This is a genomic window from Streptomyces sp. IMTB 2501 (genome assembly GCF_001953885.1).
Lineage (GTDB): Bacteria > Actinomycetota > Actinomycetes > Streptomycetales > Streptomycetaceae > Streptomyces.
In genome coordinates, this window is sequence record NZ_MQUS01000008.1 from 133,685 (window position 1) to 157,075 (window position 23,391).

The 23,391-nt window shown below is 70.4% G+C and carries 23 protein-coding genes; 11 read left to right on the top strand and 12 right to left on the bottom strand.

Features of this window, described 5'->3' with window-relative positions:
* Positions 1-154: 154 nt before the first annotated feature.
* The 4 genes from AV521_RS16165 to AV521_RS16180 all read right to left on the bottom strand — a co-directional run bounded on the left by AV521_RS16165 (position 155) and on the right by AV521_RS16180 (position 3,748).
* Positions 155-910, bottom strand: a complete 756-nt coding sequence (locus AV521_RS16165; protein ID WP_076088882.1) for a GntR family transcriptional regulator — start codon at positions 908-910, stop codon at positions 155-157.
* A 288-nt stretch (positions 911-1,198) separates the two neighbouring features.
* Positions 1,199-2,050, bottom strand: coding sequence for a hypothetical protein (locus tag AV521_RS16170; protein WP_305965168.1), 852 nt, complete (start codon positions 2,048-2,050; stop codon positions 1,199-1,201).
* Between the two features lie 98 nt (positions 2,051-2,148).
* Complete coding sequence (locus AV521_RS16175) at positions 2,149-2,337, bottom strand: hypothetical protein (protein WP_076088886.1); 189 nt, start codon at positions 2,335-2,337, stop codon at positions 2,149-2,151.
* A gap of 265 nt (positions 2,338-2,602) precedes the next feature.
* Complete coding sequence (locus AV521_RS16180) at positions 2,603-3,748, bottom strand: ROK family transcriptional regulator (RefSeq protein WP_076088888.1); 1,146 nt, start codon at positions 3,746-3,748, stop codon at positions 2,603-2,605.
* A gap of 56 nt (positions 3,749-3,804) precedes the next feature.
* Here AV521_RS16180 and AV521_RS16185 point away from each other — a divergent pair, with 56 nt between their 5' ends.
* The 3 genes from AV521_RS16185 (at position 3,805) to AV521_RS16195 (ending at position 6,352) form a co-directional block, all read left to right on the top strand.
* A complete protein-coding gene (locus tag AV521_RS16185) occupies positions 3,805-4,878 on the top strand; it encodes a Gfo/Idh/MocA family oxidoreductase (protein ID WP_076088890.1) in 1,074 nt (357 codons plus the stop codon).
* The gene (locus AV521_RS16190) at positions 4,878-5,384 is read left to right on the top strand and encodes a heme-degrading domain-containing protein (protein WP_076088892.1); all 507 of its coding nucleotides are present in this window, start codon (positions 4,878-4,880) and stop codon (positions 5,382-5,384) included. Before AV521_RS16185 ends, AV521_RS16190 begins: the two co-directional genes overlap by 1 nt.
* A gap of 89 nt (positions 5,385-5,473) precedes the next feature.
* The gene (locus tag AV521_RS16195; RefSeq protein WP_076088894.1) at positions 5,474-6,352 is read left to right on the top strand and encodes an LLM class F420-dependent oxidoreductase; all 879 of its coding nucleotides are present in this window, start codon (positions 5,474-5,476) and stop codon (positions 6,350-6,352) included.
* Positions 6,353-6,469: 117 nt separating this feature from the next.
* On the opposite strand, the gene AV521_RS16200 is transcribed toward AV521_RS16195, so the two are convergent.
* The 3 genes from AV521_RS16200 to AV521_RS16210 all read right to left on the bottom strand — a co-directional run bounded on the left by AV521_RS16200 (position 6,470) and on the right by AV521_RS16210 (position 8,597).
* A complete protein-coding gene (locus AV521_RS16200) occupies positions 6,470-7,327 on the bottom strand; it encodes a fumarylacetoacetate hydrolase family protein (protein ID WP_076088896.1) in 858 nt (285 codons plus the stop codon).
* A 126-nt stretch (positions 7,328-7,453) separates the two neighbouring features.
* Positions 7,454-8,179 carry a membrane protein insertase YidC gene (gene yidC, locus AV521_RS16205; protein ID WP_076088898.1) on the bottom strand — a complete coding sequence of 242 codons (726 nt, stop codon included), beginning with the start codon at positions 8,177-8,179 and terminating at the stop codon, positions 7,454-7,456.
* Positions 8,180-8,285: 106 nt separating this feature from the next.
* On the bottom strand, positions 8,286-8,597 hold the full coding sequence (locus AV521_RS16210; protein WP_076088900.1) for a DUF6412 domain-containing protein: 312 nt from the start codon (positions 8,595-8,597) through the stop codon (positions 8,286-8,288).
* A 185-nt stretch (positions 8,598-8,782) separates the two neighbouring features.
* Between AV521_RS16210 and AV521_RS16215 the strand changes: the two genes are divergently transcribed.
* Positions 8,783-9,628, top strand: coding sequence for a serine hydrolase (locus AV521_RS16215; protein WP_076088902.1), 846 nt, complete (start codon positions 8,783-8,785; stop codon positions 9,626-9,628).
* 102 nt (positions 9,629-9,730) lie between these two features.
* Here the strand turns inward: AV521_RS16215 and AV521_RS16220 are convergent, their stop codons facing one another.
* Positions 9,731-10,270, bottom strand: coding sequence for a helix-turn-helix domain-containing protein (locus AV521_RS16220; RefSeq protein WP_179023136.1), 540 nt, complete (start codon positions 10,268-10,270; stop codon positions 9,731-9,733).
* A gap of 162 nt (positions 10,271-10,432) precedes the next feature.
* On the opposite strand from AV521_RS16220, the gene AV521_RS16225 reads away from it, so the two are divergent.
* A complete protein-coding gene (locus AV521_RS16225; RefSeq protein ID WP_076088906.1) occupies positions 10,433-11,830 on the top strand; it encodes an MFS transporter in 1,398 nt (465 codons plus the stop codon).
* A gap of 21 nt (positions 11,831-11,851) precedes the next feature.
* On the opposite strand, the gene AV521_RS16230 is transcribed toward AV521_RS16225, so the two are convergent.
* Positions 11,852-12,643 carry a class E sortase gene (locus tag AV521_RS16230; RefSeq protein ID WP_076088908.1) on the bottom strand — a complete coding sequence of 264 codons (792 nt, stop codon included), beginning with the start codon at positions 12,641-12,643 and terminating at the stop codon, positions 11,852-11,854.
* Between the two features lie 245 nt (positions 12,644-12,888).
* Between AV521_RS16230 and AV521_RS16235 the strand changes: the two genes are divergently transcribed.
* The 5 genes from AV521_RS16235 (at position 12,889) to AV521_RS16255 (ending at position 18,484) form a co-directional block, all read left to right on the top strand.
* Positions 12,889-14,367 carry a beta-1,6-galactanase gene (locus AV521_RS16235; protein WP_076088910.1) on the top strand — a complete coding sequence of 493 codons (1,479 nt, stop codon included), beginning with the start codon at positions 12,889-12,891 and terminating at the stop codon, positions 14,365-14,367.
* Between the two features lie 96 nt (positions 14,368-14,463).
* On the top strand, positions 14,464-15,504 hold the full coding sequence (locus AV521_RS16240; protein WP_076088912.1) for a hypothetical protein: 1,041 nt from the start codon (positions 14,464-14,466) through the stop codon (positions 15,502-15,504).
* A 192-nt stretch (positions 15,505-15,696) separates the two neighbouring features.
* Positions 15,697-16,101 carry a very short patch repair endonuclease gene (locus AV521_RS16245; protein ID WP_076088914.1) on the top strand — a complete coding sequence of 135 codons (405 nt, stop codon included), beginning with the start codon at positions 15,697-15,699 and terminating at the stop codon, positions 16,099-16,101.
* Positions 16,098-17,093 (top strand): DNA cytosine methyltransferase, encoded by a 996-nt coding sequence (locus tag AV521_RS16250; RefSeq protein WP_076088916.1) that lies wholly within the window; start codon positions 16,098-16,100, stop codon positions 17,091-17,093. The genes AV521_RS16245 and AV521_RS16250 overlap by 4 nt, the downstream gene beginning before the upstream one ends.
* A gap of 11 nt (positions 17,094-17,104) precedes the next feature.
* On the top strand, positions 17,105-18,484 hold the full coding sequence (locus tag AV521_RS16255; RefSeq protein WP_076088918.1) for a DNA cytosine methyltransferase: 1,380 nt from the start codon (positions 17,105-17,107) through the stop codon (positions 18,482-18,484).
* Between the two features lie 51 nt (positions 18,485-18,535).
* Here the strand turns inward: AV521_RS16255 and AV521_RS16260 are convergent, their stop codons facing one another.
* The 3 genes from AV521_RS16260 to AV521_RS16270 are packed head-to-tail and all read right to left on the bottom strand — an operon-like array spanning position 18,536 to position 22,557.
* The gene (locus AV521_RS16260; protein WP_076088920.1) at positions 18,536-19,414 is read right to left on the bottom strand and encodes a DUF6339 family protein; all 879 of its coding nucleotides are present in this window, start codon (positions 19,412-19,414) and stop codon (positions 18,536-18,538) included.
* The gene (locus tag AV521_RS16265) at positions 19,411-20,406 is read right to left on the bottom strand and encodes a hypothetical protein (RefSeq protein WP_076088922.1); all 996 of its coding nucleotides are present in this window, start codon (positions 20,404-20,406) and stop codon (positions 19,411-19,413) included. Before AV521_RS16265 ends, AV521_RS16260 begins: the two co-directional genes overlap by 4 nt.
* A 3-nt stretch (positions 20,407-20,409) precedes the next feature.
* Positions 20,410-22,557, bottom strand: a complete 2,148-nt coding sequence (locus tag AV521_RS16270) for a helix-turn-helix transcriptional regulator (RefSeq protein ID WP_076088924.1) — start codon at positions 22,555-22,557, stop codon at positions 20,410-20,412.
* Positions 22,558-23,087: 530 nt separating this feature from the next.
* On the opposite strand from AV521_RS16270, the gene AV521_RS16275 reads away from it, so the two are divergent.
* On the top strand, positions 23,088-23,294 hold the full coding sequence (locus AV521_RS16275) for a hypothetical protein (protein WP_143658615.1): 207 nt from the start codon (positions 23,088-23,090) through the stop codon (positions 23,292-23,294).
* The last annotated feature ends 97 nt before the right edge of the window (positions 23,295-23,391 follow it).

Here is a 23,391-nt window from a genome sequence, read left to right on the forward strand (position 1 = left end):
ACGTCAACGCTCCTCGTGATCGGGGAACCGGAAGGGTCCGGCTGACAACGAGAGCGTGAACGACCCATCACGTTTGGGCTAGACCCGTTATCTTTTCGTGACACTCACGATGGCATACGGAAGGTTGTTTTTCAGCCGCGCAGATGGGTGGCGGTCAGCCCTTGAGATGGGCCGTGAAGGAGAACCGGTCGCCGCGGTACAGGGTGCGTACGCGCTCCAGCGGCCGCCCGTCGGTGTCCCGGGACACCCGGTGGATCAGCAGCATCGGCAGGGCCGGCGGGGTGCCGATGAGCAGGGCCTCCCGGGGCGTGGCCAGCACGGTCTCGATGCGCTCGTCGGCGTCGCCGAAGTGGATGCCCTGGGCCTTCAGATAGGCGTAGAAGGAGGAGTCCGGATCGAAGTCGCCCCGCAGACCCGGCACCCGCTCGACGGAGACGTAGGTGCTCTCCAGGCCGACCCGCTCGTCGTCGGCGAGCAGCACCCGCTCCAGATGCCAGACGGGTTCGCCCCGGGTGAGCCCGGTCTCGGCCGCGAGCGCCTCCGGGCAGGGGAAGCGGTCGAGGGTGACGAGCGTGCGACCGGGCGTACGGCCCTGCCGTCGCACACCCTCGGTGTAGCTGGCGAGGGACAGCGGCTGGGCCAGCTTGGGCCCGGCGACGACGGTACCTCGTCCCTTGCGCCTCAGCCGCCCCTCCAGCACCAGTTCGCGTACGGCCTGCCGCACGGTCTCGCGGGCGACGTCGTACCGCTCGGCGAGATCCCGCTCGGTGGGGATGACGCTGTCCTCCCCCAGTTCGTCCAGCAGCGCGGCGATCCGTGCCTTCACCGCGTAGTACTTGGGGATACGCCCGTGCTCGGGAATGCCGGAGCGGACGGGGGCGCCGGGGGCCTGGTCGTTCGGGTAGTCCACGCAGGGATCGTCGCAGACGGAGCGGGTGTCGCCGGTACGGCCCCCAGGCCCGTCCGGCGAATCCTGTCGCGGACGCGAGGGCCGGCACGCCCATCCGCGACCTCAACCACCGGGCAGGCCCTGGCTCAGCGGCGTCTGCGAGCCAGCAGCGACGCGCTCACGCCAAGGCAGACCAGCACGGCAGTGGCCGCGAGCAGCACGGGCCCCCAGGCCCGCCCGGCGAATCCTGCCGCGGACGCGAGGCCCGGCACACCCATCCGCCACCTCAACCACCGGGCAGGCCCTGGCTCAGCGGCGTCTGCGGACCAGCAGCGACGCGCTCACGCCGAGGCAGACCAGCGCGGCGGTGGCCGCGAGCAGCACGTGGGCGAGGCCGGGCCCGGTCCGGGCCAGCTCGCCGGGTCGCCGCCCCGCTCCCGGCCCGGCCTCGGCGACGGGCGGAGAGGACTCGGGTGTGGGGGTGGAGGTGGAGGTGGAGATACCGGGGGTGACCTGCGGACTCCCGGGCGCGCTGGGCGCCACGCTCCCGACGCCCCACGTACCGTCCGGCTCCGGCGTCGGGTCCGCCCCGTCCTCGCCGATCCCGAACCGGTACGGGTTGGACTCTCCGACCCAGTCCCCGTCGTCGCCCCGGCGCTGGACGACGGCGGCGTTGACGGTGACCCGCTCGGTGACGGCGTCGGCGGGCAGCGCGAGTCTGACCCTGACGCTGACGGTCCCGCCGGGCGGCACCGCGAACCCGTCGAACCCGGCGGCGTCCAGCACGCCGATCAGCTCCTGCTCGTCGGTGCCCTCGAATTTCACCGGCCGGGCTCTGGAGCCGTCGAAGAAGTCCAGCTGGGGCTGGTCCGGGCGCAGCGCGCGTTTGTCGTCGACGAGCACGATCACCGGGTGGATGCCGGCGCAGGTCCGGCGGGTGCTGTTGGTGAGGTCGACGTACCAGGTGCCGTATCCGCCGCCCGGCTCGTAGGAGGCCGGTCCGCCGCGGATCCGGGCGGACAGCGGGAAGGCCCGTGGATCGGCGCCGACGCACGAGGGGGGCGCGCCGGCGCGGGCGGCGGCCGGCGACACGGGGACGAGGACGGTGACGGTGACGGCGGCTGCGGCAAGGCAGAGGGACAGGGACGAGCACAGTCGCATGAACACATGACCATGCCGTATGTCTGGTGGTGCGCGGGGCTGCCACTCCGGATCCCCTCGGGAACTCCGCTCGATCAGCGCAGTCCCCGGGGAGGGGGTCAGCCGGTGATGGTGACGTCCACCGTGACCACGCTGTCCGGATCGCAGGCGCAGACCAGATAGATCGTTCCGACCAGGGTGCCCTTCGCCGTGGGCGTGAGGCCGACGGCGTCGATGGGGCTACGGGCCGTGGTGCCGTCGCCGGTCAGGACCCCTTCGGCACGGCCGCCCTCAGGGGTTCGCCGCATACGCACTCCTCCTCACCGCACCGACTCACCACACCGACCGGTGCGTTGCGTGAGACGACAGTGACCTCTTGATTCGCCTGGTGTGCCTGATGTGCTTGATGCGCTTGATGCGCTTGATGCGCTTGATTCCAGTGTGAAGCGATCAGCCGACGGCACTGCAGTCCCCCAGGGGCGCGGGGAACTGCGCGACCAGCCGACCACGGGCCCGCGCCGGCGACGGCCCGCGGACCAACGGCGCTCGCCCCCGGCGGAAGCGAGGGCACCGTCACGCATCGCCCCGCCCGAACACCGGAGCCAGCAGCAGCTGCGCGGCCCCCTCAGCCACCAGCCGCTCCCCCCGCGAAGAACTCCGTACCGGCACCGCCTCCGCACGCACCCCCTCCCGCCGGGCCCGCGCATCCAGCACGTCTCCGACCCCCCGCACAAACACCTCCGGCGCCCCCGCCACCGTCCGCCCCCCGAGCAGCACCACATCGATGTCCAGCAGCCCCACCAGATTCGCCGCCCCCACCCCCAGCACACGCGCCGCCTCCCCGGGCTCCCCCCGCCCCACGGCCGCGAGGCACAGCACCTCCACGCACCCCCGGTTCCCGCACTCGCACAACGGACCGTCCAGCTGGATCACCTGGTGCCCGAACTCCCCCGCCCCGGTCCGCGCCCCCCTGTGCACCCGCCCACCGATCACCAGACCGGCACCGAGCCCCGTACCGAGATGCAGATACGCGAAGGACCTGGATCCCGCCTCACCCCCCACCGACAGCCCGAGCGCCGCGGCGTTCGTGTCCTTGTCCACCGCCACCGGCACCCCCAACCGCTCCCCGAGCGCGTCCCGCAACGGAAACCCGTCCCATTCGGGAAACCCGGTGACCCGGTGCAACACGCCCCGCGCGTGATCGAGCGGCCCCGGAAGCGCCACCCCCACCCCGAGCAGCGTCCCGACCCCGGCGAGCCCCTCGTCCCCGAGGCCCAGGCCGTCCGCCACCAGCCCCTCCACCGCCCCGGCGACCACCCCGAGCACGGTCTCCGCCCCGGCCCCGAGATCCAGTTCCGCCCGCCGTTCCCCCACCACGGCCCCGTCCAGATCGACCAGCACCGCCCGCAGCTCGTCCCGGTCCAGATGCACCCCCACCGCGTGCCCCGCCTCCGGCACCAGCCGGAGCACGGTCCGCGGTTTGCCCCCCGTCGACGCGCGCCGCCCGGCCTCCGCCGCGAACCCCTCCTCCCGCAGCCGCGCGGTGATCTTGCTGACGGCCTGCGGGGTCAGCCCGGTCCGCTCGGCAAGCTCAAGCCGGCTGATGCCCTCCGCCCCGGCGTCCCGCAGCAGCCCCAGCACCAGCGCGGTGTTGTGACTGCGCACCACACCGAGGTTCGCCCCCACCGGCCCACCACTGCCCGCCCTCGTCCTGTTCACACACCCATTCTCCCCACCACTTGCACTTTGGCAACAGCGTTGCGAAAGTAGGATCCATGACTGCTAGCCCCCTCCGCGTCGGCCTGATCGGCTACGGCCTCGCCGGCTCCGTGTTCCATGCCCCGCTGATCGCCGCCACCGAGGGCCTCGCCCTGGACACCGTGGTCACCTCGAACCCCGAGCGGCAGAAGCAGGCCCAGTCCGAGTTCCCGGGCGTCCGCACGGCGGCCACCCCCGAGGAGTTGTTCGACCGTGCCGACCAGCTGGACCTGGTCGTCATCGCCTCGCCGAACAGGACGCACGTCCCGCTCGCCACGGCCGCCCTCAAGGCGGGCCTGCCGGTCGTCGTCGACAAGCCGGTCTCCGGCACCGCGGCCGAGGCCCGGGACCTCGCCGCCCTCGCCGAGGAGCGCGGCCTGCTCCTGTCCGTCTTCCAGAACCGCCGCTGGGACAACGACTTCCTGACGCTGCGCCGGCTGATCTCCCAGGGTGACCTGGGCGACGTATGGCGCTTCGAGTCCCGCTTCGAGCGGTGGCGCCCCCAGCCCAAGGGTGGCTGGCGCGAGTCCGGCGACCCGGCAGAGATCGGAGGTCTGCTCTACGACCTCGGCAGCCATGTCGTGGACCAGGCCCTGGTCCTCTTCGGCCCGGTCACCGAGGTGTACGCCGAGTCGGTCGTCCGCCGCCCCGGCGCCGAGACCGACGACGACACCTTCATCGCCCTCACCCACGCGGCCGGCGTCCGCTCCCACCTCTACGTCTCCGCGACGGCCGCCCAGCTCGGCCCCCGCTTCCGGGTCCTCGGCTCGCGCGCGGGCTACGTCAAGTACGGCCTGGACCCGCAGGAAGCGGCCCTGCGCGAGGGCGACCGCCCCGGCACCACCGCCGGCTGGGGCACGGAGGACGCGTCCTTGTGGGGCCGTATCGGCTCCGGGGAGTCCCCGCTCACCGGTGGCGGGACCGCCGTACCGACCCTGCCCGGCGACTACCCCGCCTACTACGCGTCCGTCGCCCGCGTCCTGACCGGCGCCGGCCCCAACCCGGTGACCGCCCTGGAGGCGGCGGCCGCCCTCGACGTACTGGAAGCGGCCCGCCGGTCCGCCCGGGACAAGGTGACGGTGACCCTCTGATGCACCACCCGCAGATCACCCCCAGGTCCACTCCCGAGCTCACCCCCTCCGTCGAGGAACTGGAGGCACAGGAACGCCGCCTGGTCTTCCGGCAGTTCACGTACGACGACGCCTGGGCCCTCGGCTCGCTCCTGGTCGAGCTGGCCCGGGAGCGCCAGGCGCCGGTCGCCATCGACATCCACCGCTCCGGCCAGCAGCTCTTCCACGCGGCCCTGCCGGGCTCCACCCCGGACAACGACGCCTGGATCGCCCGCAAGCGCCGGGTGGTGGAGCGCTACGGCGCCTCGTCCTACCTGGTCGGCGCCCGCTTCCGCGCCAAGGGCAGCACGTTCGAGGACTCCTCCCGCCTGGACCCCGACACCTACGCGGCCCACGGCGGCTCGTTCCCGATCCACGTCGAGAACGCGGGCGTCATCGGCGCGGTCACCGTCTCCGGCCTACCCCAGCTGCAGGACCACAGGTTCGTCGTAGCGGCGCTGGAACAGTTCCTGGAGAACGAGAACTGACTGACCGGGGATTACCCGAGGGCACCCTCCGGTTGGCACTGATGTCACATCCGTCACGGCACCACCACCGACCGGAGGAAACCAGACCCATGAGCGACACCCCGAACCCTCTCAAGGAGTCCATCGGCCGGTACGGCATCTGGAACCACGGCCTGCGCGACGAGGATCCGTCCCGCCGTGCCGAGATCGGCGACGCGGCGGCCGAGCTGGAGCAGCTCGGCTACGGCGCCGTCTGGCTGGGCGGCAGCAGCGCCGCCCGGCACGCCGTCCCCCTGCTGGAGACCACGTCGACGCTCACCGTCGGCACCAGCATCCAGAGCATCTGGCAGTACGAGGCCGCAGCGAGCGCCGCCGCCTTCGCCGAGGTCGAGGCGGCCCACCCCGGCCGCTTCGTGCTTGGCCTCGGGATCAGCCACGCCAAGCTGCACGACCAGTACCGCCGCCCGTACTCGGCCCTGGTGTCCTATCTCGACGCCCTGGACGAGGCCGGGGTGCCCGCGAACCGCCGGGTGCTGGCCGCCCTCGGCCCGAAGACCCTCGGTCTCGCGGGCACCCGCGCGGCCGGCGCGATCCCGTATCTGGTCACCCCCGAGCACACGGCTCAGGCCCGCGAGATCCTCGGCGAGACCGCGCTGCTGGCCCCGGAGTTCAAGGTCGTCCTGGAGACCGACGCGGCCAACGCCCGCGCCGCCGCCCGTGACGTCCTCGCCCTCTACCTCGTCCTCCCCAACTACACCAATACCTGGCTCCGGCTCGGCTTCACCGAGGACGACTTCAAGGACGGCGGCAGCGACCGTCTGGTCGACACCTTCTTCGCCTGGGGCGACGAGACGAGGATCCGCTCCCGCATCGACGCCTTCCACAAGGCCGGCGCCGACCATGTGGCCCTCCAGGTCATCGACGCGGGCTCCCGGGAGGGCCTGCCGCGAGAGGCATGGAGGAGGCTCGCTGCCCTTTTGGAGGCGTAGCCGACAAGGGGCACGGGGAACTGCGCGACCAGCCACGAAACACCCGCAGTCGGCGACGAAACCGCGGTTCCCCGGCGCTCCTCAGCGCCGGGTAACCGGCGCTCCCCAGCGGAGCGTCTACGCGTCCTTGAGCTCCTGCCGCTGTCGGCCGAGCCCGGCAATCTCCAGCTCGACAACATCCCCGGCCCTCAAGTACGGCTTGGGCTCGGGCTGCCCCATGGCCACGCCCGCCGGCGTCCCCGTGTTGATGACGTCCCCGGGATGGAGCGTCATGAACTGGCTGACATACCGCACGACTTCCGCCACGGGAAAGATCTGCTCGGCCGTCGTACCGTCCTGCTTCAGCTCCCCGTTGACCCACAGCCTCAGCGACAGCCGCTGCGGATCCGGGACCTCGTCCGCCGTCACCAGCCACGGCCCCAGCGGATTGAACGTCTCGCAGTTCTTTCCCTTGTCCCAGGTCCCGCCCCGCTCGATCTGGAACTCCCGCTCGGACACGTCGTGCGCCACCGCGTACCCCGCGACATGCGCGAGCGCCTCCTCGGCCGACTCCACATAGCGGGCCGTACGCCCGATGACGACGGCCAGCTCCACCTCCCAGTCGGTCTTCACCGACCCGCGCGGGACGAGCACGGTGTCGTTCGGCCCGACCACCGTGTCCGATGCCTTGAAGAAGACGACCGGCTCGGCGGGCGGCTCGGCGCCGGTCTCGCGGGCGTGGTCGTGGTAGTTGAGCCCGATGCACACGACCTTGCCGATCCGGCCGAGCGGCGGCCCGATCCGCAGCCCCGTCGCGTCCAGCGCGGGCAGCTCGCCGGCCTCGGCCGCCGCCCGTACCCGGCCGAGTGCGGCCTCGTCGGCGAGGAGGGCGCCGTCGATGTCGTTCACGATCCCCGACAGATCCCTGAGCGTTCCCCCTGCGTCCAGCAGCGCGGGCCGCTCCGCCCCCGCCGTACCGACTCGCAGCAGCTTCATGGTCACATCTCCCTCGGTCGCGGGCGCCCGGCCGATGGGTGCAGCCATCGGAGGACTGGCCGATCCTCCAATCCCGTAGTCCACTCCGCAAGACCCTGTTCACGTACTGGACCGTAACCAGCCCGCTCACTGATAAAGGGCCGCCCGCTCCACGGCACTCCAGGTCGTGCTGGTGACGACGTACAACGCGGCGGCGAGCGGTACGACCGCCACGGTGACGAGCGTGAAGAAGGACAGCAGCGGCATGACTTTGTTGACCGCGCCGAGCCCCGGCGCCTGCTCGCCGTCCCCGGCCCCCACGGCGACCGGATTGTTCGCCATCATCCGCTTGGTACGCCGGTAGTTGAAGGCGGCGACGGCCGCGACGAGGACGAAGAGCCCCAGGTACACCAGCCCGGCCGGGCCGAACGGCCCGCCGGCGCCGAGCGCGTCGGCCCACTTGCCGCCGAGCGGCGCCGAGAGCAGCCGGTGGGAGAGCAGGCCATTGGCCTCGCCGCCGATCGTGGAGCTGGAGAAGAGGTGGTAGAGCAGGAAGAAGGCGGGCAGCTGGAGCAGTCCGGGCAGGAGGCCGGAGAGCGGTGAGACCTTTTCCTCGGCGTGCAGTTCCATGACCGCCTTCTGCAGCCGCTGCGGGTCCTTGGCGTGCTTCTTGCGCAGTTCTGCGATCTTCGGCTGGAGTGCGGCGCGGGCACGCTGGCCGCGGGCGGCGGCGCGGGACAGCGGGTGGACGAGGAGTCGTACGAGCGCGGTGAACAGGATGATCGCGGCGGCGGCCGCGGAGGCGTGGAAGAGCGGCTGGAGCAGGTCGGCGAGATGCTCGACCAGGCGGGCGAAGAGGGAGAAGACGGACATGGGTGAGCCCTCCGGGGGTCTCGTCGTGCCGGAAGCGTGCTGGAAGTGAGCAGAACGGCAGGACGACCCGCGCGGGGTCACGCATACGGAAGAAGTGAGACGTGCCCTACGCGGCGGTCGCCGGAAGGGCGAGGCCGGGTGCCCTGGGCCGGCGCCGGCCGGGGGCGTCGGGGTCGCGCTGGGGCAGGAAGGCCGTACGCCGGGCCCGGTCGCGGATCGCCGTGCGCACCCGGGTGGGCGGGACGGCGGGTGCGCTGCGGGCGGCGAGGAGGGAGCAGAGGGTGAGCGCGGAACCGGCGGCGGCGGTCGCGGCCAGCGCCACGGTCGCGGTCAGGCTGCCGGTGTCGAGCAGCAGGACCGGCAGCAGAAGAAGGAGCAGCGGGGCGAGCACACGCGACCGCGTGAGACTGCGGACCACTCGGCTCCCCTCCCCACGGTCACGAACCACCGGTGCTTCCCTGCCCTTTATACCTGACCGGCGCCAACACCGAGCAAGCGGCCGGTGATGACCAAAACCCACACACTCCGCCGCGCCTCTGACGGACAATGTGCGGGGCCGGCCGGCCCCGACGATCCCGCCCGCCGCATTCGAAAGGCCCCCGCGTGCCGCGCACTCCCACCTGCGTCCTGAGCGACGCGTCTCCCGCACGCCTCGGCGACGGTCACGCGGTGGACCGGTTCGTGGAGATCGGCTCGTTCACCAAGGTGCTCACCGGTACGGCGCTCATGCGCATGGCCGCCGCGGGCCTGCTCGACCTCGACGATCCCGTCGAGCGCCGGCTCCCGGCCACCCCCGGCACCGGCATCACGCTGCGCAATCTGGCCACCCACACCTCCGGACTGCCCCGCCTCCCGCCCGGCATCGGACTCCTCGAACTCCGCGATCCCTACGCCGCGTTCGACGCCGACGCCCTGCGCCGGCTGCTCGGCCGGCTGGACCAGGTCGCGGTCCGGCCGCCGGGACAGCAGGAGGAGTACTCCAACCTCGGGTACGCCGTGCTGGGCGCGGCGCTGGTCTCGGCGGCCGGTGCGTCGTACGAGGAACTGCTCACCGAGCACGTGCTGCGGCCGCTGGACGTGCACGAGGTGAGCGTGCGGCCGGACCCGGACCGGCGGCTGCTCGCCCCGGGGCTGTTCGGCAGGGCCCGCCGCCCCTGGACCATGGACGGGGCGATCCTTCCGGCGGGCGGCCTGTGGGCCACGCCGCGTGCGGTCGCCGATGTGCTCGTCCGGCTGGCGATCGAGCGCCGGCTGGGTGATCCCGCCCTCTCGTGGCAGCGGTCCGGCCCCCTGCTCTGGCACAACGGCGCCACCCGGCACGCCTCGGTCTTCGCCGGGGCGATGGAGAACGGCCGCTGGGTGGTCGTCCACCGCCTGGGCGGCGACTCGGACGAGACCGACCGCACCGGTGTCGCCCTGGTCAGGGGGAGCGGCCCGGCCCCCTCCTGAGCGACGGCGCACCCCTCAGAGCCTGTACGCGGCTGGGGGTGCCCCCTCTGGGGGAGTGCGTGCCAGGCGTCGCGCGCCCGGCCCGGGAGGTGACTCCGGCTCTCAGGAGGACTCCTGGGCGGGTTCCGTCTCCAGCGGCTCCAGCAGCCGCCTCGGCTTCAGCAGGGCCCGGCTGACCGGGTCCGCCGGGTCGCGGTCGAGGCCGGGGCCCGGTTCCATGACGACGTCCTCAAGCGGTACGACGGTCCGGCAGGCGGGGCATTCGCCGTACGGGCCGAGTTCCGTGCCGCAGTCCACGTGCCGGAAGTACCGCCACCGCGCCTCGGAGAAGTGCTCGCGCCCCCACCGGCCGAGGGCGCGCAGGGTGGGCCACAGGGAGATGCCGCGCTCGGTGAGGACGTACTCGTCGCGCGGCGGCGACTGCTGGTAACGGCGCTTTTCGAGGATGCCCTCGGCGGTCAGGGTCTGCAGCCGGGCGGCCAGGACGGCGCGCGGGATGCCGAGGTGGACCAGGAAGTCGTTGTAGCGCCGGACGCCGTAGAACGCGTCCCGGACGACGAGCAGCGTCCAGCGCTCGCCGACGATCTCGAGCGCGCGGGCGATCGAGCACTCCTGTGTCACGTAGTCCTTGCCCAGTGCCATGCCCTCCACTGTAGCCACTTTCCGACACATTGGTTCAGTGACCGAACCGACGGTGTTACGGTGTGCGGGTCAGGTCAGTTCAATGACCGAACTGACATCGCAAGGGGGCGCGGAGACCCGCCGTACGCTGCTCCGCAGGCCCCGGAAGGACAGGACCACGCCATGACCGGGCTCGACTCCGCCACCACCCCCGCCACCGCGGCCGTACACGGCGCGAGGGCCGCCCGGGACGCCCCCGCACGCCCCCGGGCCACCCTCGCCCTGACCAGCGCGGCCACCGCCGTGGCCCTGATGACGTACACGGCCCCGATGGTCACGCTCCCGGACACCGCCGCCGCGCTGCACACCCCGCTCTCCGGCCAGGCCTGGCTGCTGAACGGCACCCCGCTCGGCCTCGCCGCCCTGCTGCTGGTCGCCGGCAGCCTCGCCGACGACTACGGCCGCCGCCGGATCTTCCTCGGCGGCACCCTGGCCCTCGGCCTCACCACCGCGCTCGGCGCCTTCACGACGTCGACCTGGCAGTTCACGCTCGCCCGCATCGCCCAGGGAGCGGCGAGCGCTGCGATCCTGGCGAGCAGCCTCGGCCTGCTGGTGGCGGCCTTCCCCGCACCGCGCGGCCGGCTGCACGCGACCGGCGTGTGGGGCGCCTTCGTCAGCGGCGGCATCGCGACCGGCCCACTGGTCGCGGGCGCGCTGCCGACGTGGCGGGTGGCGTACGGCGTCCTGGGCGCCGCCGCCCTGGTGGTCGCCGCGCTCGGCACCCGTGCGCTCACCGAGTCCCGTGCCCCGCGCGGCGGCCGGCCGGACATCCCCGGCGCACTGACCTTCGGCCTGGCGCTGGTGGCCCTGGTGGCGGCCCTGACCCTGGGCCGCGACGGCTGGCTGCGCGCACCCGTCGGACTCCTCTTCGCGGCCGCCGCAGTGCTGCTCGCGGTCTTCGCCGCGGTGGAACACCGCACCCGCACGCCGATGATCGACCTGGGCCTGCTGCGCCACACCCGCTTCCTGGCCTCGTCGGCCGGCGGTCTGTTCACCGGCCTCGCGGTGATCGGCCTGTTCAGCTTCCTGCCGGCCCTGCTCCAGCAGACGCTCCGGCTGTCCCCCATGGACACCGCCTGGCTGTTCCTGCTCTGGTCCGGACTGAGCTTCGCGGTCGCCCTCCAGGTCAAGCACCTGGCCGGCCGTATCGCCCCGCGCGTGCAACTCGCCGTCGGCTTCACCCTGCACACCATCGCCGTCCTGACCATGCTCGGCGCCCTCGGCTCCGGCTCCTGGACCCGGCTGCTGCCCGGCCTGATCATCGGCGGAGTGGGCAGCGGCCTGCTGAACGGGGCGCTGCCGTTGCTCGCCGTCGAATCGGTCCCGCGCGAGCGCGCCGCGATGGGTTCCGGCGCCCAGCAGACCTTCCGCTACATCGGCTCCTGCGCCGGCGTGGCCCTGACCATCGCCCTCGCCACCTCGGCCCACACCTTCGCCCAGGGCGCGAACATCGCCCTGCTGGTGTCGGCGGGGCTGGCGGCGGTGGGGGCGGTGAGTGTGGTGGTGCTGCGGGAGCGGTGAGAGCACGATCCGGCGGGTGACTCACCTGGGCCGCATGGAGATGAGCTTCCCCCACACCACCATCCGGTAGCGCGAGGTGAACTCGGGGGTGCAGGTGGTCAGGGTGATGTAGTAGCCGGGTGTGTCGTACCCGTAGGACGGCCGGACGAGGGAGCGCGGGACGGCCCGGATGACCCCCGAGTCCGTCGCCGAGGTCTGCGGCAGCACCTGGTCGACGTCGTAGGTGTACGTCGCCGTCCGCGTCTCCACCTCGATGTCGTCCCCGCGCCGCAGCCGGGGCAGATACCGGAACGGCTCGCCGTGCGTGTTCCGGTGCCCGGCGAGCGCGAAGTTGCCCGCCTGGCCGGGCTGTTGAGTCCCCCGATAGTGCCCGACATAGCCCTGGTTGAGGACGTCCGCCTTGCTCACCCCCTCGGCGACGGGGACGCGCAGCCCCAGCCGGGGGATCGTGAGGACGGCGTACGCCTGAGCCGTCCGGGGCAGGACGACGGGGGTGTACGACCGTTGCGGCGCACGGGACTCGGCGCTTCCCGACGCCGACGCGGAGTCCGAGGTCGAGGGTCCTGGTACGGACACCGGGCCGGTGTCCGTACCGGAGCCGGGGCCCCACTCCCGCTCCAGCGCCTCCACCTTCCGCTCGGCGCCGCGCCTGGCCTCGCGGTTGGTCCACCACAGCTGGTGCACGACCAGCAGCATGAGCAGCACCCCGACGGTGACGAGCGCCTCACCGCCGCTCCACAGCGCCCGCCGGCGCCGGGCACGCCGACGCCGGTCGCCGTGCCGTACGACCCGCACGCCGGACCGAACCCGCATCCGCACCCACCTCCGCACCCACCTCCGGGCCGGCCTCCCACACCGACCTCCGCGGGAGCCGCCCGCACGATAGGCCCGGAGCGCACAACAGGCCATAGCCGCAAGCCGGAAGAAGAACCGCACCCTGTTTTTCAACGGGTTAGAGAAAGGACTGTCACAACTCTCGACAAGCCCACCCGCCACCCCCGATGCTTCCTGCTGCCGAAGCCGCAACGGAGAGGCCTCAAGGGAGAGGCGGAGAAGCCATGATCCGACGCAGAACACTGTTGGCCGCAGCGGGCGGCGGCCTCCTGGGCAGCGCCCTGGCCTCGGGCACGGCACGGGCGGCGGACGCGACGATTTCGATCAACCCGTCCACCACGTACGGCACTTGGGAGGGCTGGGGCACCTCACTGGCCTGGTGGGCGAACGTCTTCGGCACGAGGGACGACTTCGCGGACATCTTCTTCACCACGAAATCGACGACGTACAACGGCACGGCACTGCCCGGCCTGGGCCTGAACATAGCCCGCTACAACCTGGGCGCGAGCAGCTGGAACAGCGTCAACGGCGAGTCGATGACCGCCTCCGCGAACATCCCGACGTTCAAGCAGATCGAGGGCTACTGGCAGGACTGGACGAACGAGGACCCGACCTCCTCGTCCTGGAAGTGGACGGCGGACGCGACGCAGCGCGCCATGCTGCAGAAGGCAGCCCAGCGAGGCGCGACCACCGAGCTGTTCGCCAATTCCCCGATGTGGTGGATGTGCCTGAACCACAACCCGTCGGGCGCGTCGGACGGCGGCAACAACCTCCAGTCGTGGAACTACCGCCGGCACGCCTCCCACCTGGCGTCGGTGGCCCTGTACGCGAAGCAGAACTGGGGAGTGTCGTTCTCGACGGTGGAGGCCTTCAACGAGCCGTCGTCGTCCTGGTGGACGGCGACGGGCACCCAGGAGGGCTGCCACATGGACGCGACGGTCCAGGCGGCCGTACTCCCGTACCTGAGGAGCGAGTTGGACAAACGGGGGCTGACGGCGACGAAGATCTCGGCGTCGGACGAGAACACCTACGACCTGGCGCGCACCACCTGGAACTCCTTCTCGTCGACGACGAAGGGCTACGTGGACCGGGTGAACGTCCACGGCTACCAGGGCTCGGGCGGCCGCCGCGACCTGCTCTACACGGACGTGGTGACCACGGCGGGCAAGTCACTCTGGAACTCGGAAACGGGAGACGGCGACGCCACGGGCCTGACCCTGGCCGGCAACCTCCTCTACGACTTCCGCTGGCTGCACCCCACGGCCTGGGTGTACTGGCAGGTGATGGACCCGAGCGCGGGCTGGGCGACGATCGCGTACGACGCCTCGACGCTCCAGCCCGGCGCAGTACAGACGAAGTACTACGTACTGGCCCAATTCACCCGCCACATCCGCCCGGGAATGACGATCCTGGACACGGGGGTGAGCTACGCGGTGGCGGCGCTGGACAGACAGGCGAAACGCCTGGCGATAGTGGCGGCGAACACCTCGTCATCGGCCACGACCCTGACCTTCGACCTCTCCCGCTTCTCCTCGGTGACCGGCGGCTCGGGAGGCCTGGTCCCCCGCTGGAACACGGTGACGACGGGCGGAGCGGACCTCTACACACCGCACACGGACACGTACCTGTCAGGCAAGACGGTGTCGGCCACGTGGGCCCCGAAGTCGATCCAGACGCTGCAGGTGGACGGAGTGACGGTGTGACGGTGGAGTGACCCTGTGACGATGTGAACGCCCGTTGACGACCCCCTGACCAGCACTTACCCCCCTCCGTCCCGGCTCGGCAGTACGGTGTCCCCCATGCGCCCCGACACGCCTGCCGAGAACGTCGACCACACCGCCGAAGCGGCACGCCTGGAGCGGACCGCCGGACTGTATCCCGAGGACGCCGAGGCCCTGCTCTTGAGGGCGGCGGCCCACCTCGAACTCTCCGGCGACCGCCCCGCGGCCACCGCCCTCTACGACCGTCTGCTGTCCACGACGGCCGGCCTGGAGAACCCGCCCCTGATCCGCGCCCTGAAGGCGTCGAACCTCTGGGAGTACGGCCACGAGGCGGAGGCGAGGGCGATCATCGAGGGCATCCGCACGACGGCCCCCCGGGACCCGGCGCCGTGGGTGATCGTGGCGGAGTCCCTGGAGGCTCACGACGAGCTGGAGGCAGCGGCGGAGACCTTCACGGAGGCAGCGACCCTGCTCCTGCCTCCGGCGGACGGCTCGGAAGCGGGTACGGCGGCCCCCACCCCTTCCACCCACCCCCTCCTCTACGGCCGCCACCGCGTCCGCCGCATGCTGGGCCTGCCGCACGACGACTGGGACACCCTGGCGGACACCCTGCACTCGTCCCCGGTCCCGCTGGACGAACTCCATGACCCGAAACGGATCTGGTCCCTGGGCTCGGACAACCCGGCAGAACTCCAGGCAGAAATCTCCCGCCTCCAAGCCGAACTGGGCACCTACCGCGAGGCCCTCTCCCGCCCGTTCCCGGTAGCGGTGCTGCACTGGCCGGCGGGGGAACTGGCCGAGCTGCTCTCGGCCTACCCGAGCCTGACCACGGAGTACCCCTCCCACGGGACCCACCTCGCGACCATAGAGTCGTCCCTGCGCGAGCTGTCCTCTTCGGGCACGCCCAACCTGGGCATCGTCACGGGCACGGTCCCGTCGTACGAGGCGTTCGCGGCGTCGGAGGGCACGACGCCGGAGGACGTGACGCTGTTGCCGCAGTATGCGACGACTTTGGCGGCACGGGGGCGGGCTGTGGCTTGGCCGCCGCAGAGGGGGGCGGGGTGTTGGTGTGGGGCGGGGGATGTCTATGCGGAGTGCCATGGGGGTCCGGAGGACTGATCGCCGGCCCCCGGGACTTGGTGCGGTGGGACTCGCATCCATGATGAAATCGACACCGCAGCCGTGGTCTCCGGCTCGATCGACTCGGGCCGGGCGGACCCAGCGGTCAATCGAACGGACCGAGCCACGATCTCGTGAGGCAGAGCCGGGTTGAGCACGATGAAGCCGTTGTCGCCCGCCGTCTCGGCGCGCATGAGCAAGCAGGCCAGCAAGGACACGGCGTGCGAGCTGGCGGTCCGTCGCCTGCTCCGCGCGGCCGGACTGCGGGGGTACCGCGTCGAGTACCCGGTACCGGGGATGGCTCGACGCCGGGTCGACGTGGCCTTCACCTCGGTCAAGGTGGCCGTCCTGATCGACGGCTGCTTCTGGCACGGCTGCCCCCAGCACGCCACGCAGCCGAAGTCGAACGCAGAGTGGTGGCGCCAGAAGTTGGACCGCAACATGGCTCGCGATGTGGAGACGACCGAGCACCTCGCATCGGCCGGATGGGAAGTGTTGCGTTTCTGGGAGCATGAGGCACCGGAGGACGTGGCTTTGCGCATCGCAGCGGTGGTCGAACGACGGAAGGCCCAGCGGGGACGGGGGAGCAATCGTTGAGCGGGCTGACCTTCGTCGACGTGTGCTCCGGGGCGGGTGGGCTCGCCCTGGGGCTGGAGCGGGCCGGCTTCGAGCCGCGACTGCTGCTCGATGAGGACGACGACGCCTGCAGGACCCTTCGGGCCAACCGTCCGCACTGGAATGTGCTCCAGGCGGATCTTCTGGACTTCGATCCGAGCGAGTATCCGCAGAGCTACGACGTGGATCTGCTGGCGGCCGGTCTCCCCCGTGTGAAGTCGAGCGCGACGGTGACGCGCCGATCGTCCGACACCGAGCTCCGCCTCATCGAGGCGACCGCCTATCTGATCCACGCTGTCCAGCCACGAGCGCTGATCATCGAGAACGTGCCAACCTTGGTCGATGAGGAATCCTTCGCGCCGATACGGGACTTCCTTCGCAAAGAGTTGGAGCATCTCGGCTACGAGCTGACCTGGTTCGTCCTGAACGCCTCCGCCTTCGGAGTCCCCCAGGATCGCGTGCTGGGCATCCTCGCGGCCGTCAAGCAGGAGTGGGCGAGCGCCTTCCGGCCGCCTCGGTCCACCGTCCACGAGCACGTGTCGGTCGGAGAGGCGCTGGCGCCGTCGATGCGTTCCCGTGGCTGGCCGGACGCCGACCGCTGGGCGGCCCAAGCGACGAGTGTGGCGCCGACCTTGGTGGGCGGCTCCAAAACGCACGGAGGCGCGGACTTCGGACCGAGCGGCACGAAGACCAAGTGGCGACGGATGGGGGTCTACACGAAGTCGTTCGGGAACGAGCTACCCGGCCGCGACTTCGAGTGGGATCCGTCACTCGGGGATGACGGTCTGGTACGGATCACAGTGGACCAGACGGCCATCCTCCAGGGCTTCCCGGAATCGTGGGAGATCGCCGGGCTCAAGACCGCCCGGTACCGCCAGATCGGGCACGCAACACCGCCACCTGTCGGGGAGGCGCTGGGACGGGCCGTGGCCGAAGCACTGAACGGGGATCCGGCAGCCCCCGCTGCCGGCTAGACTTCCGCCACATGACCAGCACGGCGCACCACCAGTCCATCCTCGACAAGCCCTTTGTCCTGGATCTCTTCGCAGGGCCCGGAGGGCTGGATGTCGCCGGACACGCGCTCGACATCCCGAGTCTCGGCATCGAGTGGGACAAAAGTGCGTGTCTCACGCGGTATGCGGCGGGGCTGGACACACTCCACGCCGACGTGAGCGCGGTACGCAGAGACGCCTTCGAGTCGCTGCCGCCAGAGATCAACGTGCTCGCAGGCGGCCCACCGTGCCAGACGTATTCGGTGGCCGGGCACGGCGCCGGGCGCCAGGCCCTGGACAGGGTCAAGAAGTACATCGAACGGCTGATGGCGGGCGAGTCCGACGAAGAGATCGACAAGAGCCTGAAGACCCTCAGCGATCCACGCACCGCACTGGTTCTCGAGCCTCTCCGGTATGCCATTCAGGCGACCCGGAGCCCGAACCGGGAGAAGCGCCCGTACGACGTCATCGTCCTGGAACAGGTCCGCGAGGTCGAAGAGCTCTGGAAGCACTACGCCAAGGTGCTGGAAGAGACAGGACTCCCCGACGGGACCAAGTACAAAGTCGTCGTCGATGTCCTCGACACCGAGACCTACGGGGTGCCGCAGACGCGATCCCGCGCGGTGCTGATCGCTCGGCGTGAAGGGCTCGGTGAGCCCTCGCTTCCCGCGCCGACCCACCATTCCTACGAAGCCAAGGAATGGAACCGAAGGAACGGGAAGAACGAACACGACCAGGCCGCAGGCGAGGTCCATCAGCCGCCCCTCTACGACGGCACGGAACCGGAGAGCGAAGAACACCAGGCAACTGGCGACGAGGACCTACTGCCCTGGAGGTCGATGGGTGATGTCCTCGCGAACCCGGCGGGCTCACATCCGGGGCGCCGCACTCCGTTCCTGGTTCGCTCGAATTACGGCAGCTCCAGTCACCCGGGGCGACGAGGCGTGCGAAGCGACCAGCAGCCCGCCTTCACCGTCACCGGCAAAATCAGCCGCTTCGTCGTCTTTCAACACCTCGACGAGAGCACCGTCTACGAGGGCGCACGGTTCAGCATGAATGAGGCGGGGATGCTGCAGAGCTTCCCGCCGGACTATCCGTGGTCCGGTACGGCGCAGGCTCAGCAGGTGGGCAACGCCGTACCGCCCCTGTTCGGTGCGCACCTGCTGAGCGCCGCGCTCGGGCTTCCCAGGCCGGCCCCGAAGGCACTGCGGAAGCCGTGGCAGCCGGCCACGGAGGAGCAGCGGGCCAAGCTGCGAAGCAACGGCTGCGGGGCCGCCGATGACTGCACCGACAAGTGCCCGCGGCCCAAGGACCAGGTGCCGCCCCCCTCTTCCGTGCGCCCGCGCAAGAACAAGAAGGCGCAGGCGAAGTAGTCCGCGAGCACGGCGCGGAAGGTGCTGCGGCAGCCCGGCACAACTGCCAGGTCAGTCCCCGTTCTTCCTGCCCCTGACCGGCGCAGTCTCGAACAGCTCAGCGAAGTAGCCGGTGAGCGCGGCCACGGACTGCTCCGGGACGGGATCCTCGTCGGGCCCCTGCGGGAGTTCGTGCCGCTCGACCGGTGGTGCCGATTCTGCTTCCGCGATCCAGTCCCGCAAACGGGCAGGGTCTCTGGGCTCGTCCGGTGCGAGGACGTCGTAGGTCAGGGTCGCTCCGGCCGTACTGATCGCGACGCCGAGACCGTTTATCTCTCGTCCGGTGGTGACCTGCCCGCTCTGCAGGAGACGGACCAGAGCCTGGGCGGTGGGACGGTGGTCTATCAGCTCCATCCGCAGAACGGTGTGGATGAGGTCCTGGTTTCCGCAAGCGATCTCGACCGGCTGATAGTCCGGTCCGTTCCGGAAGAGCTCAGCCGCCCACCACAGACGGGAGAAGCACTGACGGTCCGCGGGGCCGCGGAAACGCTCCGCAGCGACGCGTCTTTCCGGCCTGTTCGCCGTCGGCTCCGAACGGTGACGCCAGACGACGTAGTCGGGGGCCACCGCCAGGGCGATGTGGTTCCACAGACGTTTGTCCGCAGCCTCTCGCCGCGTCAGGCGGAGCGTGGCGTGGAGCCGCGGCGCCAACCACGCGTCGGCTCGGGTGCGGTCCTTGCGGAACTCGAACATGGCGTCCTCAACCAGACTTCGGATCGGCTCGACCCACCACCTGGCGTCGTCCTCGGGGAGCGGCTCGACGACCTTGGCGAGATCGATGCCGCCGTGGACCTGTTCACCTTTGAGCAGCTCCTCGGTGAGGAACGGATCGACAGCCGAGGTAGGGAGCAGCGCCAGGCGCTCCGGTACGTGGTTCGGTTGGGTGATCACGTCTCACTCTCCCGGTTCATCTGTTCCAGACTGCGGATGGCATAGGCAAGCGCCCTGGAGGCATCGGCGCGGCGGACCGCCGCGTAGTGGATGCGGGTCTGGAGCTCCACCCAGCCCGAGTCGCCGGTGCGCCGGCGATGCACCTGTCGTAGGGCTTCCTCCACGTGCACGCCGGGGATCACGTCCGGGAGCATCTCCCGTAGCACCTCACCCTGCCAGTCCGTCGGAAAGACCGGGGCGCCGCCGGGTTCCACCTCCAGATCGCCGATGGCACCGTGGAACACGGCGGTCCAGACGTCGGTGGCCATCTGGGCGACCAAGAGGTCACGTACCTTGCTGTCCACACCGGAGCCGTTGCTGTCCAACAGACCGATGACACCCTCGACGTCGGTGTTCACGAACACCGTAGGGACTCTGGCGGAGGTGTCCACGATCCAGGGCGCGTCAGCGTAGGCCTGCAGCCACTCCCGGGAGCTTTTCCTGAACGAGGCTTTCTGGACATCAAGTTGGAGCCCACGGACCGGTTCGTCGGAGACCGTGTCGATGATCCAGCTGCGGTCGGTCTCGGCGATCGACCGTCCGCGCACTCCGTCCACCGTCCCGACGGCGTACACGGCGAGGGAGGCCCGCCCTATGTGGTCGTCACGGAACACCTCCAGGGAGCCCGACCAGTCCCGGCCGTCCTCCGCGTCACGCGTCAGGTCCGCGGACGTGCGCACATTCGTCTCGCCGTCCGTCAGCACGGCGAGGACGCGCAGATCGGACCAGGCCGCGTCGGGCGCGTTCGCCCCGGGCGGCAACGTCGCCGAGAGGCCGATCGTGGCGCTCACCCAGTCGGTGTGGCCCGCGATGCCGAGTGCGACGGCCTGCTGCTGGGTCGAGTACGCGGTGGTCTCCAGCTGGTCGCGGGTGCCGTCGGAGAGCCTGAGGGAGACCGAGGTCACTCTGAGCGTAACCGGCCGGTTGAGCCGCTTGTACGGGTAGATCTTCATGCGTCACTCCCCTTTGCCGGCACGGAGTTCGAGCACGAGGCGGGTGAGTGTGGTCCTGACCGGGTGGCTGGTGACATCGGTGGATCCTCGGAACTTCGCGCGACGCGCGCCGGGCGTGAAGCGCAGGGTCCCGTCCTCCACCTCACAGCCCTCGACGGCCACGAGTTCCGCCCAGTCCAGCTTCGGGCGGCCCCCGGAGCGCACGTCGAGCTGGGCGACCGGCACCATCGGGACGACCTCATCGCCACGCGGGATGCTCACTTCGGCGGTGATCCGCCACTCGCCGTCATCGCCGACCACAGCGTCGAGCCCGTCCAATACCGGCACCACCGGCCCGGCAGGCGCCTTGGCCTTGGGTCGCGCTCTCACGGTCAGCGCCTTGCGCAGTGCCTCACCGCCTTCGCGGTTGCTGCGCTTCGGCCGTGCGACGAGTTCCCTGACCGCGCTGTTGACCTCAGTGGTCAGCCAGTTGATCCTCCGGTACGCGGAGGGCGACCAGCGCAGGGTGAGCTCCTCGGTCTGCCCCCAGCGGTCGTGCTCAGGCGGTTCCGCCGCACGCAGGAATTCCTCTGCCTCCTTCGCGAAGGGGGCAGATTCCCCGGCTGCTTCGCCCACCAGGAGAACGGCCTGGAAGGGGTTGGTCCCGAGCGGCAGGTTGGGGACCACGGCCCTCTTCACGGTCATGCGGTTGCCGCGCAGCGAGTGCACCTGGTTCTGCTTCTCCTTGTCCCCCTCCTCGGCCTCGGTGACCAGGAGGACCGCTTGGTGGGTACCGAGCGTCCCCTGAGCGCCTCCGGAGAGCGGCAGCTTCAGCGGAACGCTTCGCGCCGCCACCTGTCCCGCCTCAGTGAGGCGGTCCACCGTGGTGCCCTCGTAGTGGGCTCGCAGGGCGCGAGTCCGTGAGGGCTGCTCGGTAGCCGGGTCCACCTGCTCCTCCGCTACGACCACCTTGTTGTTGCGCAAGGTGCGGACCGAGACCTCCAGGAGGGGAAGCCTGTTGCCCCCACCGGTCATCGCGGCCCAGAAATCACGCCCCAGAGCCCTTACCAGACGGCGATGCATCCTGCAGATGTCACGTGTGTCTTCGTTGCCCTCCGTACCGTCCATGGTCTCGTCGTCGTCATTGGGCGAGTTCTCTTCGAGGCTGGCCACGTCGTGCGCGCCGACGATGAGGAAGGACGTACCGGGCTCGTCGGTCTCCCGGGTCAGGTGCAGGCGGGCCACGGTCTCCTCGTCCGCCCACCAGGAACGGGCGACCCTCGCGCCGGGCGAATCGGGATCGGGGCGCCCGAACCATGCGGGACCCGCGTACGGCTCGCCGTCGACCTCACGCCAGGGCAGTTCGAGACGGCCGATGACCCGTCGCTCGGTACGCCCCTCGTGGGGCACGGACAGAGTGGAGTTGATGAGCACGAGCCCGAGGGCGCTGGTGGCCCACAGCGTTGCCTTGCCCAGGCCGTACGAACCACCCGCACCGTGCCCGGACTTGAGGCTCTCCAGTTGACGCCTGACCACGGCGGCGAACTTGCCGTCCTCGTAATCGTCGCCGATGAGCCCGGAAGCGTTGTAGTCGTCGACGCGCAGCAGGACCAGTCGGCCCTTCTCGTACATGTCCCGCACTCCGGCGTCCACGACCCGACCGACCTTCTGGTTACCGGCGATCTCCGAGACTGCGGAGTAGTGCGGGAAGAGATCGTTCCAGAGGATCGCCTCACGGAAGGCGTCCAGAGCCTCACCGGTCAGCTCGTGCAGGGTGTAGCGGACACGAACCGGGCGACCGTTCTCCGTCAGTCGCTCGTCGAGGCTGTTCTGGCAGGTCTCGCGTGCAAGGACCTGCACGTCGGCGTCGAAGGCGAAGGCAGCGGCATTGCCCAGGTCACGGCCACCATCGGAGTAGCCCGGGCGGTGGTACCAGGTGACCGGGAGGCCGGCATGGGTGTCGGTGGTGCGGGTGTGCACCGTGCCGATGTCCGTGCCGAGCGCCTTGGCGATGTCCTCCATGACGGTCGGGCGGGGAGTCGACCTCCCTGTGATCCACGCGGAGACGGCGGCTCGGGTCAGCCCGAGATCGTCGGCCAGTTCAGCCTGCGTCTTCCTCGCGAGCTTGAGCTGACGGGCCAGCCAAGGCCCGAACTCCTCACCTGTCTCCACGCGCCAACTGCCCCTTCTTTGGAGTGACATGCAGCTCGCATGCTGTAGACCAGGAGGCTAATTTGACACACGCGGCAGCGTCAACCAAAAGTTGATCGGACTTGATCGCTTCGATCACTCCGAGCTTGCGTCCAACTTGACCGGATCACCCCAATCGATCCCCCTATGCGGGCATTTGCACAAGCGGTAACGGTCAACTCCCCACGCACGTACGGGAGTTCGGGTTGCACGATCGAGCGACTGTCGATATGTTCGATGACGATGGATAAGCCATCTCGCTCGCGAACCCGAAATCGGGGAGGCCGGGCGGCCCGGGGGACAGGTGCACCCAAATCCATCCCCAGGCGACGGGAGGTCGACGCAGAAACCATTTCCCAAAAGGAGCTGGCGGCACGAGGCCTCCATCCACTAGCGTCATCGCCGGAATAGAATCTGACGCAAAAGCAATTATCCGCTTGCAGGGGACGCATGCCCGAATACAACCCCTGTGCGATCAACAGGACACGACGCAACGGGGGGTGGACCACTCTATGGATGGACAGGGCTGCGGTGACTTCTTGGACTCGTGCCGGGAGGTAAGCGCGTTTGAACTGATAATTCAGATTGCGAAAAGCAAGGTCGAGGTGATCGAGATTCTTCACGGATACAACCTTCCCGAAGAGGATCTCGCCGAAAACTTCCCCAACTTGGCCAAGAAGGTTCAAGGCCTGCCGGACGAGACCTCCCCCTCGGCCTGATCAAGCACGCCTCGGGCCCGAGTCGCCCCAGAGTGCGCCCACGCGCCCATGCCTTCACCGAGAGATCACTTTGAAGGCGCGGTGACAACCCAGCACC